Genomic DNA, 17888 nt, shown 5'->3' on the forward strand with positions numbered 1-17888 from the left:
GAGTTGTATGTTGACTTTGGCATTTGCACAGAACGCACCGGCACAGGCGCCCCAGATGCAGCAGAACCCTTTGATGGGTCTTCTGCCCATAGCGCTTATTTTCATAGTTTTTTATTTCCTGCTCATACGTCCACAAAAAAAGAACCAGCAGGAGCACGCCAAGATGCTGGAGAACCTCCAGAAGAACGACGAGGTGGTCACAGCCGGGGGGCTTTTCGGGACGGTCGTGAACATACAGAACGATGTTGTTACTCTGCGGGTTGACGATAATACCAGGATCAAGGTGCAGAAAAGCTCGGTGGCGAAGCTCAGAAAACCGAAAAGCGAATAAACAGTTCATTTCCAAGAAAGGGTTAGAAAGATATGTGGAAAAGTCTTAAATGGAAAAGTGTTCTTGTAGTGGTTATCGCCGCTTTGGCTGTATGGTTCTCTTATCCGCCGCTTGATATCCATGATGAGAAGGGTAATGTCGTCGAAAAGGGTAAGATCAACCTGGGGCTCGATCTCCAGGGCGGCATGCACATGATACTGGAGGTGGATACCTCCGATCTCACCGCGGACCAGGCCAAGGACGCGCCTCAGCGCGCTCTTGAGGTGATCCGTAACAGGATAGACCAGTTCGGTGTGCTTGAACCGGTGATACAGCTGCAGGGGAAGAACCGCCTGCTCGTGCAGCTTCCGGGCGTGACCGACAGGGAAAGGGCCAAGGAGATCATAGGACGCACGGCCCACTTGGAGTTCAAACTGGTTTCCGATGATCCGGAGCTTCTTAAGAAGGCCATGGACGGCGAACAGGTCGAGGGCTACGAACTTAAGCAGATGAAGACACGCGACGGAAAGACCGAAACGCTTCTGGTCGAAAGCGATGCGGTACTTACCGGTGACATGCTGGTGGACGCGACAACGGAGTTCAGCCAGCAGGGATTCGGACAGCCTTATGTTTCGCTGGAATTAAACGATGAGGGAGGTGACATCTTCGCCCAGGTCACCGGCAGGAACGTCGGTAAAAGGCTGGCAGTCGTGCTTGACGACGAGGTGCAGACCGCCCCTGTTATAAGGGAAAGGATACCTTCGGGGAGGGCGCAGATAACCGGTAACTTTTCCCTCCAGGAAGCGAAGGACATAGCTCTCATCCTGAGGGCAGGTGCTCTACCCGCCCCGGTCGACATCATAGAGGAACGCAGCGTAGGTCCCGCTCTGGGTAAGGATTCGGTCGAAAAAGGCATAAGGGCCATATTGATGGGCGGTATCTTTGTCCTTCTTTTCATGGCCGTTTATTATCTGCTCGCTGGTCTTATAGCCGACTTCGCTCTGGTTCTCAATATCTTCATAATTACCGGCGCTTTATCCTATTTCGGGGCTACTCTCACCCTGCCGGGTATAGCTGGTCTTGTTCTTACCATCGGTATAGCGGTCGACTCCAACGTTCTCATATTTGAAAGGATACGCGAGGAGTCAAGACTTGGTAAATCCCTGAGGGCAGCGATACATGCCGGATATGACAAAGCCTTCTGGACGATACTCGACGCTAATGTCACAACGCTGATAACGGCACTCATACTTTTCCAGTTCGGGACCGGTCCGGTGAGGGGATTCGCCACAACGCTGAGCATAGGTATACTCGCGAGCATGTTCACCGCGCTGGTGGTAACGCGCCTTATAATGGACATAATCACCATCAGCAGGCCGAACATGACAAAGCTGCCGATGCTGCAATTCTTCAGCCAGCCGAACATACCGTTCGTGAACATACGAAAGATAGCATATGGCGTATCGGTCCTTGTAATAGCCGTTGGCATGTTCTTTTTCGTGCAGAGGGGCGCGAACAACCTCGGAGTGGATTTTACCGGGGGCACTCTTCAGCAGTTCAGGTTCCAGGAGGTGGTCCCGGTAAATGATGTGCGCGGAGCACTCTCCCAGGTAGGTCTTGGCGAGGCCTCCATACAGCGGTTCGGCGAGGGCAAGGAGATAATAGTTAGGTCCTTCAGCGGGAAGACCGAAATGATAATCTCAAGTCTCCGCGAGAAGTTCGGCGAGGGTTCTTTCGAGGTGATGAGGGTCGAGACGGTCGGTCCTGCCGTAGGTGAAGACCTCAGGGAAGCGGCCATCAAGGCGCTTATCTTCGCCATGCTGGGCATCTGTATCTATATTTCGTTCCGTTTTGAGTTCAAGTTCGCCATTACCGCGATAATAGCGCTGATACATGACGTGGCCGTATCCCTCGGGATGCTGGCGCTTACCGGCAGGGAGATCTCTCTTCCGGTAATAGCGGCCCTGCTGACCATAGTAGGTTATTCTATCAATGACACGATAGTCCTTTTCGACCGTATAAGGGAAGACAGGAAATTCATGCGCAAAGCCAGCCAGGAAGAGATAATCAATACGAGCATAAACCAGACCTTGTCACGTACCGTGCTGACATCTCTGACCACGCTGATAGTCGTGTTGGCCCTTTTCGTTTTCGGCGGTAAAGTGATAAATGACTTTTCCTTCGTGCTTTTGGTCGGTGTGCTGGTAGGTACTTATTCATCCATATTCATAGCCAGCCCGTTATTGATCGACTGGCCTTCAAGGAAGTTACGCAGATAACCGAGAACCATGACCCATGCTCACAGCGACGGCTACAAGGTCGGGCAGAAGGGTGCCTGGACAGGTATATTAAGCAACATACTGCTTTTTGTCCTGAAATTTTCCGCGGGCATCTTCGGCCGGTCACAGGCCATGATAGCCGACGCTTTCCATACGGCAAGCGACACTCTCACAAGCGTTGGAGTGCTTATCGGCTTCAAGATCGCCCAAAAGCCACCTGATGAGCATCACCCTTTGGGGCACGGCAGGGCCGAATCCATAGCCGCCAAGATCGTCTCTCTGGTGCTTCTGATAGTCGGGGTCAGGATCGCTTACGATTCGGCGAAGATTCTCATAACCGGCGAGATGGCCGAACCGGGTCTGGTGGCTTTGCTGGCTGCGGTCTTGTCGATAATAGTCAAGGAGATCACTTACAGAAGGGTCATTAAAGCCGGTGAAGAGATTAACAGTACTTCTCTAAAGGCCGATGCTTTTCACCACAGGAGCGATGTTCTTTCTTCGGTGGCAGCTCTCATAGGCATAGCCGGCGCCATGCTCGGAAAGACCTACCTCGATCCTCTGGCGGGAGTGATCGTGGGCGGTTTTATCATTAAGATGGGAGCGGAGAATTTCCATGCCGCTTATGACGAGCTTATGGACGCTGCTCCGCCCGAGGAATTCAGACGACGGCTTGAGAATATCATAATAAGGGTCAAGGGCGTCAAGGAGATCAAAAAGATAATGGTCAGAAAAACCGGGATCGAGTTCTTTGTTGAAGCCATTATCGGGGTGGGCGCCGAGAAAACCGTCGAAGAAGGGCATCTTGTGACGATGAAGATCAAAAAAGATATAGTTGAACAGATTCCCAACGTCAAGGATATAATCGTACATGTAGAACCCGCCGGGATGGAAACCGATTAACAGGCAAATGCACTGGAAGTTACAGAATACCAATCCGAGATTACAGAAAGTCCTGAGCGATGCGCTCGGGGTGACGCCGCTTTTTGCGCAGCTTCTGCTTAACCGGGACATTCGAACCCCCGAACAGGCTCAGCAGTTCCTTTTCGGGGGGCTTTCATCCTGTCATGATCCTTTCCTGATGAAGGACATGGACCGTGGTGTTGCCCGGATAAGGAAAGCCGTCGAAAAGAAAGAGAAGATACTCATTTACGGCGATTACGATGTTGACGGCGTTACTTCAACAGCGCTTCTTGCCGATATACTGGGGAAGATGGGCGCCGATACGGAGAGCTTCATACCCAATCGCCTTGAGGAGGGGTACGGGCTCAATATACGCGCGGTAGCCTTGGCCAGGGATATGGGGGTTAAGCTCATAATTACTGTTGACTGCGGCATCAATTCAGTCGAGGAGGTCGAGTGTGCCAATAGTTATGGGATCGACGTTATCATAACCGACCACCACGAGGTCAAGGGCGACGTCCATCCGCCCGCATACGCCATAATCGATCCGCATCAGACGGAATGCATGTACCCGTTCAAATATCTGGCCGGGGTGGGGGTAGCATACAAGCTGGCCCGAGCCTTGATGAAGGGTCGCGAAGAGGTGGCGGACGAGCACCTGGACCTTGTGGCTCTGGGGACAGTGGCCGACATTGTGCCGCAGCAGGGGGAGAACAGGATATTGACCAGGACGGGGCTCAAGGGGCTTAGGACAACGGAAAAACCGGGCATACTGGCCCTCATGGACGTTGCGCGCATAGACAGAGAAAAGATCAGTTCAAGGCATATAGGTTTCGGACTGGGACCTCGCATAAACGCCATGGGCCGGGTAGGTTCGGCTAATGTTGCGCTGGACCTCTTGATGTGCAAGGATCCGGATAAGGCCCGGGAGCTTGCGCGCACTCTGGACAGGGAGAACAGGAACCGGCAGAGCATAGAAAAGGACATATTAAAAGACGTCCAGGAAAGGGTCCGCAGAGAGATAGACCTGGAAGAGGCGAACGTTCTTGTTCTGGGCGACGAGGCATGGCATCCCGGTGTTATCGGTATAGTCGCTTCCAGGCTGACAGAAGAATTCTCACGCCCCGCTATTCTTATAGCTTTTGACGGTGACAGGGGAAAGGGCTCAGGCCGTGGAGTGGACGGGTTCAATCTCTTCGAGGCGATAGATTCCTCCAGGGAGTACCTGACAGATTTCGGCGGTCATGAGCAGGCATGCGGGGTCAAGATCGAGAAGAAGAACCTGGAAGCTTTCAGAAAAAGCATAAACGAACACGCTAAAAGGTCCTTTGAGGGCATGGAAGAAATATCGCCAGAGCTCAGAGTGGATCTTCAGTTGCCTTTTTCCCATGTAGGGGTCAAGCTCATAAACGAACTTTCCATGCTGATGCCGTACGGGCCGGGAAATACCGAACCCGTTTTTTCCTCGAACGGCATTAAAGTAAAGAACCGCCCGCGTGAAATAGGAAGAAGCGGGTTCAAATTCCTTGTTACCTGCGGTAACATAACCTGCGAGGCGGTGACCTTCAGGAAGAACAAGGTCCTGAAACCCAAGTCCGGGGACCTTATAGATCTTGCCTATACTCCTTCCATCAACAGCTGGAACGGTATCGATTCCATACAGCTTAACATCAAGGACCTCAAGGTGGTCAACCACCATTGATCCCGGGATCCTCATCAGAAGACCATCTCAATAACAGGGAAATATAGTGAATATCATGTTAGGTCAAAAAAAGCTAACTATTATTCTTGAAATAGGTAACAATATTTGAAATAATGTATAAAAAGTAAAATACTAAAAAGTCAGATATGCGAATAAATAAGCTTTTCAGGATATTAGTCGTATCGATATGCGTTCTGGGCATGGTGGGTCAGCCCATCGTTCAGGAGGCAGGAGCCTCTATGCCCAGGAACCTTTCGCCGGCATTGGTTTCCGACGATAGGCCCGTAACGGATGAGAGGGCGCTCTTTAACGCGTCTGTCGTTTCTGATGCCGATTTTCTCAGCTTCGCTTTATTCACCTACGGTGCTGTTATCGAGGATAAGGCCGGCGCGAGCGAACTATTCAAAAGACTCTCCAGACTTCCCCTGTGGGATCATTTTCGCTACAGGTCATTCCTCGCGAGGAATTTCGCGAAAGCGGACGGGGATATTCTTGTCATCAGTTTCAAGAATGCCGGAATCGTGCGCGTTATTCCCAAAAATACGCACAACGTCCTTTACAACGGGGCCGTGGCTGACGGTATCGTCCCGGAGAAGTATTATGAGACGGATAATTATCTTGTGCAATACCTTTCCGCCGACGCTTCCGAAAAGACGAGAAAGATCAAGCCATCACATCTCAGGATATGGGAAAAAGTCGTGCCTTATTATGCTAAGGCCCGTCCCGCGGATCTGGTACACATATCATGGATGATGCTCGAGGCGGCGAGGATATCCCGCAGTGAAGGACTGGACGAAGACCTTCTCATACCGATTGTTCTCTTGCATGATACCGGTTACGCCAATTGCCTGAGCAGCGAGAAGACGCGTTCTTTCGATAGGGACGTCAAGAGAAAGCATATGGCCGAGAGCGCGAAGATCGCGCGGGAGATCCTCGAGGAAGTGAATTATGACCCGGCGCTTCGCGACAGGATCGTTCATTACGTGTCGGTGCATGACAATTGGCGTTTCGGGGATAACACTCCTTTCCGGGAATGTACAGAGATGGCCGTATTCCAGGACCTTGATTTTACATGGATGGCCAGCAAGGAGGGGTTTGATCTGGCGCGCAGGGTGACATTCGGAAAAACCCCGCGCCAGATGTACGACCTCCTCCTTTCCGATGAGAAACATGAAAAACGTCCATTTGCCACGAAGTCAACCAAAGAGCTTTTCGAACGCCTTATGAGCGAAAGAAAACTCGAGGTGGAGGTGGCCGAAGCTTCCGGGGAGAACGATAGAGAAGCTCCCCTTAACATGATAGGTTTCGGACCTCATCTGAGTTACGCGGCGTTGGATATTGATGAAGGGACCACCGGAATATACATTACCGTACTCGAGCGCGATCACGAAATGCCCAAATCAACAGTCCGTCTCGGTATCATGGATGAGGTGGATGGCTGGGACCGCAAGAAACTGCTGCGGGCTGGGTTTTTCACCGCGGCGAGCATACTGGAAGCCGGTATGGCGAGGGTAGCCGAGGTTTTGGGAGAAGCCAGAGCTGTCAAGGTCATGGCTGCATGTGGGAAGCCTTATTACAGGAAGAAGCTTGAGTTCGTCTGTCTTGCCGAGGAGGGCTCTTCCGAGAGGGCGCGCCAGGTCGCGGAGATGCTTAACCAGGGATTATATCTGATCAACTGCGCCAAGGATGTTTTTCAAGAGGATAACAGATATTCTAAACTTGTCGCAAGCCATATTTCTGAAAAGGCCAGCAGGCTCAAGAACAGAAAGATAAGCGTTGAGCTTGCGACCAATCTTGAAGCCAATTCAACCAATTATTTCAACAGGATCGTTTTCAACAAGAAGTTCATCGATTTTCTGTATGACAGATGGGTGCACAACCGCAGGGAGAAGACCGGGACTAGCTGGTGGGAAGAGGCCGGGGCCCTGGTCATGCTGGCTGAAAGGCTTTTCCATGAGATAGATCATGATCCGGACGAGTACAGGCAGATACTGAACGACCTGATGTTCTATAAGGCGACCCTCAAGGATAAGAAGCCCCTGCAGGATGCTGTCAGGCTTGACGTTTCCTTTGAAGTGAAGGTGAACGGTGATGATACCAGAAAGCCTTTCGGTGAGACTTTCGGGACCAATGCGTATTACGCGATGATACATCGTATCGCCGGAATGAACGACCCGAATGAGATCAGGCGCCATATAATGGAATATCTTGAATCCACTTACCGGGAGTTTTCTTCCAGAAAGGTCCTGGGCCTATCCGATGAGAAGATCGCCTACGCGGAAAAGCTCATGAAGGAGCACGGTATAGAGGATGATCTTTTCGGGGAGAAGATCTTCGGAGTTGATCTTGAGCAGTTCTTTGCCAGGCACTGCCTCTACAGTTCCGGATGGCCGTACAACCATGACTGGAAGGACCTTGACCAGAGGAGAGAATGGGGCAGGGTCTACAAATGGAAGATCTCCCGGATCAAGGAATATCTTCTTGCCACCGGCAGGATGGTAGGGTCCGAGGAGAAAACCCGCAGATGGATCGAGAACCGCCTAAAGACCACGCATATAACCGGAAGGGGCAGCACCAAGAAAAAACTCTATCCGATCATCAAGTGGGCGGTGTCCGTCAGAGACCCCCAGAATTTCCAGATGAGAAGGGGCAAACTTTTCGGCAGGATCTATCACAAAGGACTGAACCTGATGACGCTTCCGATACTGCCCGTTGACGAGGACGGTGAGATAAGATGGGATCTTTTCAGGTTCGATGAGGAATATTCGGTCTGGGTGGCCAGCGAGGGCAGGAACAGGGTCTTCCGGGCTCCCCCCAAGGAATATTACAAGGCTAAGAAAATATCCCTTTACGAGTATCTTGTCAGGCATGAGGTGCCGCCTGAGGAGAAGAAAGAGGAGCTTTTCCCGGAAAGCCCCGGAAAGAAGAAGCAAGAGCCCGCCGCGGCGGTCCAGCTTTCGCTTTTCGATCCCGAAACACTGGAGCCCACTTTCAAGGTCTCCCCGGAAAAGGCCGAAGTCAATGAAAAGGGTGAATACAAAGATAATCTCAAAAAAAGCGTTGAAAAGGTGCATGAACTCAGCGTGAGCGCCGATACCTCTGTCACCGCGGGAAGGGTGACCCATATACTAATTGACCGGGATATCCCGGCAGCTTCCCAAGGCAGAGTGGTGACATACCTTTCCAAGAGGTCGAGGGACAGGCTCGCCATGGAGAAAGTGCATTTCATGTCGATGGAGGAAATGAACGCCTATCTTGAGAGTAACCAATGCAATGCGCAGAACACCGTGGTCTTTCTTGAGGATACAACCCAGATCGATGACCTTCGGGGTAATGTCAACATGCTTGTCGTGGAAAAAGAAGGCGTTGCCGATTTCGTTAACCTGGAAGGCCTTCTGGGGATATCCAGGTGCATGCTTAATGATGACTGGTCTTCTTTCCGGAGGATCTATACCGAGATGACAGGACTAGATTGCCCGCAGATAAAGGACGAGTGGCTCAGCGACCCGGCTCTTCTGGCGCGCAACGTCGTTCTCACGCTGCCTCCGGTAAGTATCATAGATATCGAACACCAGAAGGAACTCAATGAAATGCTCACGGAAATGCTGGTAGCTGCGTAAGGTCAGGGGCCTTATCCGCTATGTAAAAACCCGGTATACTTGATGTGTATACCGGGTTTTTAAAGGAGAGAACTTATCAGACGGCTTTTTTGACCTTGCCCGCCTTAATGCACTTGGCGCAGACCTTGATCTTTTTCTTTTTGCCGGCTATGAGGGCGTTGACGGTCTGGATATTGGGGACGAACCTGCGAAGTGTCTTGCCGGTAGTCCTCTGACCGACCCCGCCTTTACTCTTAGCCATACCCCTTCGGGCTATTGTCCTGCCGCTTACAGGTTTCTTTCCGCATATATAACATTCTCTTGCCATAGCTAGACCTTTCTTCTATAATGCTATCTTAGCTTGCTCTTGTTTGGTTTGAACAGGCTGTTGCACCGCTTTACTGAAACAGGTGCAAATCTTATCATAATAAAAATCAATATGCAAGTAAAAAAATCCCCTCAACATATACCTGTAAGGTACATAAAGGGCGTGGGCCCCAAAAAATCCGAAAGTTTCCGCAAGCTGGGCGTAGAGACCGTCCTGGACCTGTTTTATTACCTGCCGAGGCGTTATGAGGACAGGAGCAGGGTGGTCCCGGTCAAGGACGCGGTTATTGGTGAATCCATGGCGGTGGCGGGGCGGGTGCTCAAAACGAATTTTTTCAGAGCGAGGACCGGTACCAGCATATTTGAAGTAGTCCTTGGGGATGATAAGAACCGCCTCTTCGCGGTCTGGTACAATCTCCCGTTCATGAACAAGGTCTTTAAAAAGGGCCAGACGGTCGTTTTTTACGGGAAGGTGGATATGCAGAAGCGCCTGCAGATGAACCACCCCGCCTATGAGGTGGTGGAACAGGGAAAGATCAAGGGGGCGCTGGACGTGGGAAGGATAGTGCCGATATACCCCCTTACCGCAAGCATTTCACAGAGATATATGCGGAAAGTCGTACATAACGCCATAAAAGCGCATATCGCTCATATCGACGATCCGCTTCCCACAAGTCTGAGGGCGCGCAGGAAGCTGGTCGATTTCAAGTTCGCCGTAGAGAACATACATTTTCCCTATTCTTTCGAGAATCTGGAGAGGGCCTACCACAGGCTGGTCTTCGAGGAATTTTTCATACTGCAGGTCGTCATGGCCTTGAGGCGTCTTAAGAACAGAAAAAAAGGCATTAAATACGACCTGATGGAGGGGTTGCGCGAAAAGTTCGAGGAGCTTTTCGATTTCGAGCTCACTTCAGAACAGAAAAAATGCATAAAGGATATCGAGCGGGACATGGCCAGCGACAAGCCCATGAACAGGCTTCTGCAGGGAGATGTGGGAAGCGGGAAGACGGCGGTGGCGATGTACGCGCTTCTTCTTGCTGTCAATAACGGCTACCAGGCGGCGATGATGGCGCCCACCGAGATACTCGCGCGGCAGCATTATGTCACGGTAAGCAAGACCCTCATGCCTCTTGGGATTAACGTGCGTCTTCTGGTAAGCGGTATCGAAGCTGAAGCTTCTGGAAGGATAAGGAAAGAGGTCTCCAGCGGGGAGGCGGATATAGTGATAGGGACCCACTCGCTCATCCAGGAGGGGATGGATTTTGACAGCCTGGGGTTGGCCGTGATCGATGAGCAGCACAAGTTCGGCGTCGCGCAGCGCAAAAGTCTGATAGGCAAGGGGCCGAACCCGCCGGATACCCTTGTAATGACAGCGACACCGATACCACGAAGCCTTGCGCTCACGGTCTACGGTGACATGGATATATCCCTTCTGAAGCAGAAGCCGGGAGGCCGGCAGCCGGTTACGACTTATTGGGTGGGCGAGGAGAAGCGCAGGGCTATTTACGATTTTATAAGGAGCGAGATAGACGCGGGGCATCAGGCGTTCATCGTTTATCCGCGCGTTAAACGCAGCGGGTCATCACAGATGCTCTCGGCGGAGGAGATGTGGGAACATTTCAAGGAAGAGGTTTTTCCCGATCTAGAGGTGGGGATGGTCCACGGCAGGATGAAGGCCGATGAGAAAAAGCGCGCCATGGAACGTTTCCGCAAGGGTGAGCAGGATATCCTCGTGGCCACTACGGTCATAGAGGTCGGGGTGGACGTGCCCAACGTGACGGTAATGCTCGTTGAACACGCCGAAAGATACGGTCTGGCGCAGCTTCACCAGCTCCGGGGCCGTATAGGGCGGGGGGAACACCAGTCCTACTGCATCCTTCTGGGGGATCCGAAGACCGATTCCTCGAGGGAACGCCTGGCCATGATGTCCGAGACCGATGACGGCTTTAAGATAGCCGAGAAGGATCTTGATATCAGGGGTCCCGGGGAATTCCTGGGCAAGAGGCAGAGCGGCCTTCCGGAGCTGCGGTTCGGTAATATCGTGCGCGATTTCGATATCATGGAGGAGGCCCGGACCGAGGCTTTCGACCTTGTTGAGCAGGATCCTGCGCTGAGCGATCCGCACAACAGGCGGATAAGGGAGGACATAGCCGAGAGGTTCGGCGGGAAAACGGTGAAGTGATGACGAAGTCAGCTCAAATGCGCATAATAGGCGGTAAGTTCAGGGGCAGGAAGATAAAGCGCCCGCGAACAGACGGTGTAAGACCCACGAAGGATCGTATCAGAGAAGCTGTTTTCAACATGATAGGTCCGGATGTGCCCGGATCAGAGGTTCTTGACCTTTTCGCGGGAAGCGGTTCCTACGGTCTTGAGGCAATATCACGCGGGGCGTCTCGGGCTGTTTTCGTCGAGAAGGATTCCGCTTGTTCGGGTGTTATCACGGAGAATATCGACCAGTTGGGGGCTGGCGAGGAAAGTGAGCTCATAAACCGGGACGCTGAGCGCGCTCTCTTGCGCTTTAACGAAGAAAACATGCGTTTCGATATTGTTTTTTGTGATCCGCCGTTTAATGCCGGTATGGCCAGAAATATCTTGATTATGATAAATCACTATGATATATTAAACCCTTCAGGTCTGCTTATAATTGAGCACCATCTCCGGGAGGTCCTTCCGGATCGCGAGGGGGATGTTTCTCTCTTTAAGCAAAGGACTTACAAAGATATATCTATTTCGATATTCCTAAAAAAATGACGACCAGGGCAATTTATCCAGGAACGTTCGATCCGGTCACGTACGGACATTTGGACGTGATAAAACGTGCCGCGGCTTTATACAGCAAGGTTTATGTGGCTGTAGCCCCCAGCATGGACAAGTCGCCGCTGTTTTCTGTCGAAGAGCGTGTCGAGATGATACGTAAAGCGGTCAGTGACCTGGACAACATCGAAGTTGAAAGTTTTGACGGTCTTGTCGTAGATTACGCGGTGGGCAGATCCGCGAAAGTGGTTGTTCGGGGACTCAGGATGATATCCGACTTCGAATACGAGTTCCAGATGGCCCTTACCAACAGGAAGCTGAATTCTGAAGTGGAGACCGTTTTCATGATGCCGAGAGAGTCGTATTCGTATCTTTCGAGCAAACTTATAAAAGAGATCGCATGGATGGGGGCTGACGTTTCTGAATTCGTCCCTTTGAACGTGGAAAAGAAGCTGAAGGAGAAGCTGGAAAAATGAGCAGGATACTGGCGCTGAGAGAGAAAGCCAAGCTTGAGAAAAAACGGATAGTCCTTGCCGAAGGCGAGGACGCCAGAGTTGTCAAGGGCGCTTCCGTGGCCGCCTCCGAAGGTGTGGCCGATATCTGTCTTTTGGGGAAAAAGGATGAAGTCGCCAAACTAGCCGAGGAGAATTCGATAGACCTGGAAGGCGTGGACCTGGTCGATCCCACCACGCACGATAAGCGGGAACAGATCATCGGGGGGTATTTTGAGCTCAGGCAGAGAAAAGGGGTGACCGAAGAAGAAGCCGAAAGAACCGTTATGGAGAACTTCGTTTATTACGCGGCCATGATGACCGGACTCGGGCTCGCCGACGGTTACATAGCCGGCGCCAGCCATACCACCTCGGACGTGGCCAGGGCTTCCATACAGTGCCTTAAGCTCGACAGGGAGATAGGCACCGTATCAAGTTCCTTCATCATGGAGATGGATGGCTGCCCGTTCGGTGAGGACGGGCTTTTCGCATATGGTGACTGCGGTATAATACCCTATCCGTCGGTAAGACAGCTCGCCGGTATAGCCATAGCCACCAGTGATCTTTTCCGCAAGCTTTTTTCCATAGAACCCCGCGTTGCGCTTTTGAGCTATTCCACAAAGGGCAGCGCAAAAGGGGAATCCATAGAGAATATACGAAAGGCCCTTGAAAGGATAAAGACCAAAAGGCCGGAACTGATGATAGACGGTGAACTTCAGGTCGATGCGGCCATAGTGCCCGAGGTGGCTGCGCTTAAATGCCCTGACAGTGAAGTGGCGGGAAGGGCCAACACGCTTATATTCCCCAACCTTGATGCCGGCAATATTTCTTACAAATTAAGCCAGCGTCTGGGCAGCGCAAGGGCGGTCGGTCCGCTTATACAGGGGCTGAACAGGCCCTGCAGCGACCTCTCGCGCGGATGCAGCTGGGAGGATGTCGTTGATACCGCGGTCGTAACCGCGATAAGGGCCCAGGGCTCTTAAGGAGGATAACCGAAGAAAGATGTTGATACTCGTAGTGAATTGCGGTTCGTCATCTGTCAAATACGAACTGTTCGATATAGACCAGGAAAGATACCTGGCAAAGGGCGTGGTCGAAAGGATAGGGAAAAAATCCTCTTCGATCACTCACGAAAGCGGCGCCCGGGAGAAGCTGCAGGAGAAAGTTAACTGCCCCGACCACCACAAGGCCATAGAGCTGGTCAGGGAATATCTGGTCGATCCGGATAAAGGTGTTCTTTCCGATGTGGGCCAGGTCACCGGCGTGGGGCACAGAGTGGTGCACGGCGGCGAGGAGTTCAGCGAGAGTATCCTGATAGATGAGCAGGTCATTGAGAGCATAGACGCCTTCTCGGAACTCGCGCCGTTGCATAATCCTCCTTCGCTGGAAGGCATACGCAGCTGCATGAAGATATTCCCTGACGTTCCGCAGGTAGCGGTCTTTGACACGGCGTTCCATCATTCTATGCCCAAGTACGCTTTCTGTTATGGCCTTCCTTATCAGTACTATGAGAAATACGGTATCAGAAGGTACGGTTTTCACGGGACCAGCCACCGGTATGTGTCGCACAAGGCCGCGGAGATACTAAAAAGACCTTACGAGGATCTAAACATGATCACGGTGCATCTTGGCAACGGTTGCAGCATTGCCGCGGTATCCGGAGGAAAGAGCATCGATACTTCGATGGGGTTCACGCCCCTGGAGGGGCTTTTGATGGGAACTCGCTCGGGTGACCTGGATCCGGCGGCCGTAACTTTCATTATGCAGAGGGAGGACCTCACGCCGGAACAGGTGAGCGAGCTAATGAACAAGCGAAGCGGACTTCTGGGCGTCTCCGGCATAAGCAATGACATGAGGGATATCCTCAAAGCCGTTAAGGAAGGATCGGAAAGGGCGCGCCTGGCCTATGATATCTTTGTCTACCGTATCAAAAAATATATAGGGGCCTACGCGGCGGCCATGGGTGCGGTGGATGCGGTTATCTTCACAGCTGGGATCGGGGAGAACGTCCACCAGATAAAGGACGGTATCGCGAAAGATCTCAGGGCTTTATTCGGCCAGGATACGGAGTTCATGACAATAGCTACCAATGAGGAGCTTTTAATAGCAAAAGACACGGCTAAAATCGTAGCCGAAGCGGTCAAAAAATAATATAGAGGTCCGGACAGGACCTTTGAAAAGGAGGAATAGACAGATGCCAAAAGTAAAACACAGACATTCGAAATCGCGCGGCAGGAAAAGACGCACTCATTACAAGATAGAGGAGCCTTCTATCACCAAATGCCCGCAGTGTGGAAGCTCCAAAAAACCCCACAGGGTATGCCCCTCTTGCGGTTATTACGGCGGCAAGCAGGTGAAGAAGATAGAATCGCTCGAAGAGCGAAAGGAAAAACGCGAGAAAAAGAACAGACGGGCTTAATGCCGTTCACCCTGCGGCAACTTGTTCCGCAGGAAACCGGAGGACGATAAATGAAGATCGGATTGGATGCAATGGGAGGGGACAAAGCTCCCCGGAGCACGGTTGAAGGCGCTATCCTGGCAGCCAAGGAGTATGGGTATCACCTGACACTCGTAGGTCCCGAAGATCTTATAAACCGGGAACTGGCGAATCATAATTATCCGGCCGACAAGCTAGACGTTGTGGACGCTTCTGAGATCATAGGGATGGACGAACCGGCGGCGCTTTCGGTCCGGAAAAAAAGGAGCTCCTCGATCGTCAAGGGGGTTGAGTTCCTCAAGAAGAAACGGTACGAGGCCTTCGTAAGCGCGGGGAATACCGGCGCGGTGGTGTGCGCGAGCACTCTAAGCCTCCGGCTTCTGCCCGGGGTGGACCGTCCTGGAATAGCGGTCATCTTTCCCACGCTCACCAAACCGGTCATCGTTATCGACGTCGGGGCGAATATCGATCCGAAACCCCTTCATCTTCTGCAGTACGGCATCATGGGAGACGCCTATTCAAAACATATATTCGGCAAGAAGAATCCCACGGTGGGCCTGCTGAACATAGGCGAAGAGGATACCAAGGGCACCGAGTTCGTCAAAGGCGCGCACATAATGCTTTCTGAAAGCAAACTGAATTTCATCGGCAATGTCGAACCCAGGGAGGTCTATAACGGAAAGGCCGATGTTGTCGTCTGCGACGGTTTCATCGGCAACGTGTTCCTGAAGGTTACCGAAGGTTTCGCCGATGCGGCTGCCACGCTTCTTAAGACCGAGCTTGGAAAAAGCAGTTTCGTGACCAAGTTCGGCGCTCTTCTCACGCTGCCTGCGTTCCGGGCCCTCAAAAAGAGGGTGGACGCCTCCGAACACGGCGGCGCTCCACTTATGGGTGTTGACGGAAGTGTTATAATCGCGCACGGCGCTTCCAACGCCAAGGCGATAAAGAACGCTGTCAGAGCAGCCGCCGAGAACATAAGCCACCAGGTGAACAAACATGTTATCGAGGAACTTAACTATTATTGATCGCAAGAATCCATCAGAACGGAGAAAGAAAAATGGGCAATAAGAAGGTAGGCATACTCGGGGTTGGCAAATTCCTCCCCGAACAGGTCCTTACCAACGCGGACCTGGAAAGGATGGTCGAGACGACCGACGAATGGATAACCACGCGTACCGGCATAAAGGAAAGGCGCATAGCGTCCGACCGGGTTGCTACCAGCGATATGGCGGTAAAGGCGGCCAAAAGCGCGCTTAAGAACGCGGATCTTGAGCCTGAGGACATAGATCTTATAATAGTAGCCACGATAACGCCGGATATGTTCTTTCCCTCAACGGCATGCCTTGTCCAGAACAAGCTGGGCGCGGGTAAGGTGCCCGCGTTCGATATCGCGGTCGCCTGTTCAGGTTACGTGTACGGTCTCACAATAGCCTCACAGTTCATTAAAAATGGCATTTACAAGCACGCCCTTGTCATTGCCGCCGAGAAGCTTTCGGCGGTGACCGACTGGGAGGACCGTTCCACGTGCGTTCTTTTCGGTGACGGGGCGGGAGCGGCCGTTCTCGGGCCTGTCGAAGACGGAGGCATACTGGGCGCGAGTCTCGGTGCTGACGGAAGCAAAGGCGATCTCCTGCAGCTTCCCGCCGGGGGGTCAAGGATGCCCGCTTCGATCAAGACGGTCGAGAACAAGCTGCATACCATAAAGATGGAGGGTAACGTTCTTTTCAAGCATGCCGTCAAGATCATGGCTGATGCGGCTCTTGCGGTGACCGAACCGCTGGGGCTAAAGGGTGACGACATAGACATAATCATCCCGCACCAGGCCAATATAAGGATACTCAACGCTCTGGCCAAGAGGATGGGTGTCGATCCGGAGAAAAAGGTCTATCTCAATATCCATAAGTACGGCAATATGTCCGCCGCATCAAGCGCGGTGGCTCTTACCGAGGCCGTCGAAGAAGGCAGGATCAAAAAGGGCGATACTATCCTGATGGACGCCTTCGGCGGTGGACTGACGTGGGGAGCGCTTATTATAAGATGGTAAAACAAGGAGAGGCGATGAACGGCAAGAAATACGGTCTATTGTTCCCGGGACAGGGTTCCCAGACAGTTGGGATGGGCAAGGAACTTTACCAGACGCAGGCTTCGGCCAGATGGGTTTTTGACAGGGCCGGCGAGGTCCTGGGCAGGGATATAGCAAAGCTCTGTTTCGAAGGACCCGAAGAAGAACTCCAGACAACGGCTAACAGCCAGCCGGCGATATTCACTGCCAGCATAGCTACTTTGAACGTCCTTATCGAAAAGCTCAAGGGTTCGCCTGTGGGTGAGGAACGGCGCGAGCTGTTCTCGGCGGAAGATATAACTTCGGTCGCTTCAGTCGTGATGGGATTGAGTCTCGGCGAGCCTACCTCCCTTGTTGCGGGCTGTGCCATGAGTTTTGAGGACGGTCTCAGGTTCGTTGATAGCCGCGGAAGGCTCATGGACGAGGCCTCACAGAAACAGCAGGGCAAAATGGCGTCGATCATGGGGCTTGAAGTGGAAAAGGTCGAGGAGCTGTGCAAGGGTATCGGCTGTGAGATAGCCAATCTTAACTGTCCCGGACAGGTGGTCATCTCCGGTCATGCCAGCAAGGTGGAGCTTGCCGCGGACCTTGCGAAGAACCAGGGGGCCAAGAGGGTTATAATGCTCAAGGTGAGCGGTGCTTTTCATTCGGAGCTCATGAGACCGGCAAAGGAAAAACTCAAAGAGGTTCTTGATGGCATAGAGGTAAAAGAACCGGTTGTTGATTTTATAAGTAACATCGATGCCGAGGTCACCAAGGACCCTGACAGGATCAAGGAGAACCTCATTAACCAGCTCGATAGCAGGACGCTGTGGGAGAAATCGGTTAAAAAGGCACATTCGCTGGGAATAACTGAATTTTTGGAAGTGGGTCCGGGCAGTGTGCTTAAGGGGCTTCTTAAGAAGATAGACAGGACGCTGAACGTGATCACCGTCCATAGCACTGAGGACATCTCATCGCTGATGGAAACGCAGGAGGGCAAAGTACAATAGTTATTTTCAAACGCTCTTACATAAATAAAACGAAG

General features: G+C 52.2%; 15 protein-coding genes. 14 read left to right on the plus strand and 1 reads right to left on the minus strand.

The genetic code is table 11. The annotated features are described in order from the left end of the window. The first annotated feature begins 7 nt into the window (after nt 1–7). From yajC to GF409_07330, 5 genes are all read left to right on the plus strand, one after another. A complete protein-coding gene (gene yajC / locus GF409_07310; GenBank protein ID MBD3427016.1) occupies nt 8–331 on the plus strand; it encodes a preprotein translocase subunit YajC in 324 nt (107 codons plus the stop codon). 32 nt (nt 332–363) lie between these two features. After that, entirely contained in the window at nt 364–2589 is a 2226-nt protein-coding gene (secD, locus tag GF409_07315; GenBank protein MBD3427017.1) for a protein translocase subunit SecD, read from the plus strand. A gap of 9 nt (nt 2590–2598) precedes the next feature. Then, a complete protein-coding gene (locus tag GF409_07320) occupies nt 2599–3489 on the plus strand; it encodes a cation diffusion facilitator family transporter (protein MBD3427018.1) in 891 nt (296 codons plus the stop codon). 7 nt (nt 3490–3496) lie between these two features. Next, the gene (gene recJ, locus GF409_07325) at nt 3497–5191 is read left to right on the plus strand and encodes a single-stranded-DNA-specific exonuclease RecJ (protein ID MBD3427019.1); all 1695 of its coding nucleotides are present in this window, start codon (nt 3497–3499) and stop codon (nt 5189–5191) included. A 146-nt stretch (nt 5192–5337) separates the two neighbouring features. Next, entirely contained in the window at nt 5338–8811 is a 3474-nt protein-coding gene (locus GF409_07330; protein ID MBD3427020.1) for a hypothetical protein, read from the plus strand. 76 nt (nt 8812–8887) lie between these two features. On the opposite strand, the gene rpmB is transcribed toward GF409_07330, so the two are convergent. Then, complete coding sequence (gene rpmB / locus GF409_07335; protein ID MBD3427021.1) at nt 8888–9118, minus strand: 50S ribosomal protein L28; 231 nt, start codon at nt 9116–9118, stop codon at nt 8888–8890. A 111-nt stretch (nt 9119–9229) separates the two neighbouring features. On the opposite strand from rpmB, the gene recG reads away from it, so the two are divergent. From recG to GF409_07380, 9 genes are read left to right on the plus strand one after another with little or no spacing between them, the layout of a single operon-like run. Beyond that, the gene (recG, locus tag GF409_07340) at nt 9230–11299 is read left to right on the plus strand and encodes an ATP-dependent DNA helicase RecG (protein MBD3427022.1); all 2070 of its coding nucleotides are present in this window, start codon (nt 9230–9232) and stop codon (nt 11297–11299) included. Further along, the gene (gene rsmD / locus GF409_07345) at nt 11299–11868 is read left to right on the plus strand and encodes a 16S rRNA (guanine(966)-N(2))-methyltransferase RsmD (GenBank protein MBD3427023.1); all 570 of its coding nucleotides are present in this window, start codon (nt 11299–11301) and stop codon (nt 11866–11868) included. The genes recG and rsmD overlap by 1 nt, the downstream gene beginning before the upstream one ends. After that, complete coding sequence (coaD, locus tag GF409_07350) at nt 11865–12347, plus strand: pantetheine-phosphate adenylyltransferase (GenBank protein MBD3427024.1); 483 nt, start codon at nt 11865–11867, stop codon at nt 12345–12347. Before rsmD ends, coaD begins: the two co-directional genes overlap by 4 nt. Next, nucleotides 12344–13345: a phosphate acetyltransferase gene (gene pta, locus GF409_07355; GenBank protein MBD3427025.1), complete on the plus strand. Its 1002-nt coding sequence runs from the start codon at nt 12344–12346 to the stop codon at nt 13343–13345. The genes coaD and pta overlap by 4 nt, the downstream gene beginning before the upstream one ends. A 19-nt stretch (nt 13346–13364) precedes the next feature. Next, nucleotides 13365–14513, plus strand: coding sequence for an acetate/propionate family kinase (locus tag GF409_07360; protein MBD3427026.1), 1149 nt, complete (start codon nt 13365–13367; stop codon nt 14511–14513). A gap of 43 nt (nt 14514–14556) precedes the next feature. Further along, nucleotides 14557–14781, plus strand: coding sequence for a 50S ribosomal protein L32 (rpmF, locus tag GF409_07365; GenBank protein ID MBD3427027.1), 225 nt, complete (start codon nt 14557–14559; stop codon nt 14779–14781). A gap of 50 nt (nt 14782–14831) precedes the next feature. Next, complete coding sequence (gene plsX / locus GF409_07370; protein MBD3427028.1) at nt 14832–15824, plus strand: phosphate acyltransferase PlsX; 993 nt, start codon at nt 14832–14834, stop codon at nt 15822–15824. Between the two features lie 32 nt (nt 15825–15856). After that, entirely contained in the window at nt 15857–16843 is a 987-nt protein-coding gene (fabH, locus tag GF409_07375) for a beta-ketoacyl-ACP synthase III (protein ID MBD3427029.1), read from the plus strand. Next, on the plus strand, nt 16837–17853 hold the full coding sequence (locus GF409_07380) for an acyltransferase domain-containing protein (GenBank protein ID MBD3427030.1): 1017 nt from the start codon (nt 16837–16839) through the stop codon (nt 17851–17853). Before fabH ends, GF409_07380 begins: the two co-directional genes overlap by 7 nt. Nucleotides 17854–17888 lie beyond the last annotated feature (35 nt).

It is taken from the genome of Candidatus Omnitrophota bacterium, assembly GCA_014728045.1.
Classification (GTDB): Bacteria; Omnitrophota; Gorgyraeia; order Tantalellales; family Tantalellaceae; genus WJMH01.

Coding starts and splice junctions, on each gene's coding strand:
- GF409_07330 (MBD3427020.1), top strand. CDS start 5,338: ATGCGAATAAATAAGCTTTTCAGGATATTAGTCGTATCGATATGCGTT.
- pta (MBD3427025.1), top strand. CDS start 12,344: ATGAGCAGGATACTGGCGCTGAGAGAGAAAGCCAAGCTTGAGAAAAAA.
- GF409_07380 (MBD3427030.1), top strand. CDS start 16,837: ATGGTAAAACAAGGAGAGGCGATGAACGGCAAGAAATACGGTCTATTG.
- GF409_07360 (MBD3427026.1), top strand. CDS start 13,365: ATGTTGATACTCGTAGTGAATTGCGGTTCGTCATCTGTCAAATACGAA.
- recJ (MBD3427019.1), top strand. CDS start 3,497: ATGCACTGGAAGTTACAGAATACCAATCCGAGATTACAGAAAGTCCTG.
- GF409_07320 (MBD3427018.1), top strand. CDS start 2,599: ATGACCCATGCTCACAGCGACGGCTACAAGGTCGGGCAGAAGGGTGCC.
- rpmB (MBD3427021.1), bottom strand. CDS start 9,118: ATGGCAAGAGAATGTTATATATGCGGAAAGAAACCTGTAAGCGGCAGG.
- rpmF (MBD3427027.1), top strand. CDS start 14,557: ATGCCAAAAGTAAAACACAGACATTCGAAATCGCGCGGCAGGAAAAGA.
- yajC (MBD3427016.1), top strand. CDS start 8: ATGTTGACTTTGGCATTTGCACAGAACGCACCGGCACAGGCGCCCCAG.
- plsX (MBD3427028.1), top strand. CDS start 14,832: ATGAAGATCGGATTGGATGCAATGGGAGGGGACAAAGCTCCCCGGAGC.
- fabH (MBD3427029.1), top strand. CDS start 15,857: ATGGGCAATAAGAAGGTAGGCATACTCGGGGTTGGCAAATTCCTCCCC.
- secD (MBD3427017.1), top strand. CDS start 364: ATGTGGAAAAGTCTTAAATGGAAAAGTGTTCTTGTAGTGGTTATCGCC.
- rsmD (MBD3427023.1), top strand. CDS start 11,299: ATGACGAAGTCAGCTCAAATGCGCATAATAGGCGGTAAGTTCAGGGGC.
- recG (MBD3427022.1), top strand. CDS start 9,230: ATGCAAGTAAAAAAATCCCCTCAACATATACCTGTAAGGTACATAAAG.
- coaD (MBD3427024.1), top strand. CDS start 11,865: ATGACGACCAGGGCAATTTATCCAGGAACGTTCGATCCGGTCACGTAC.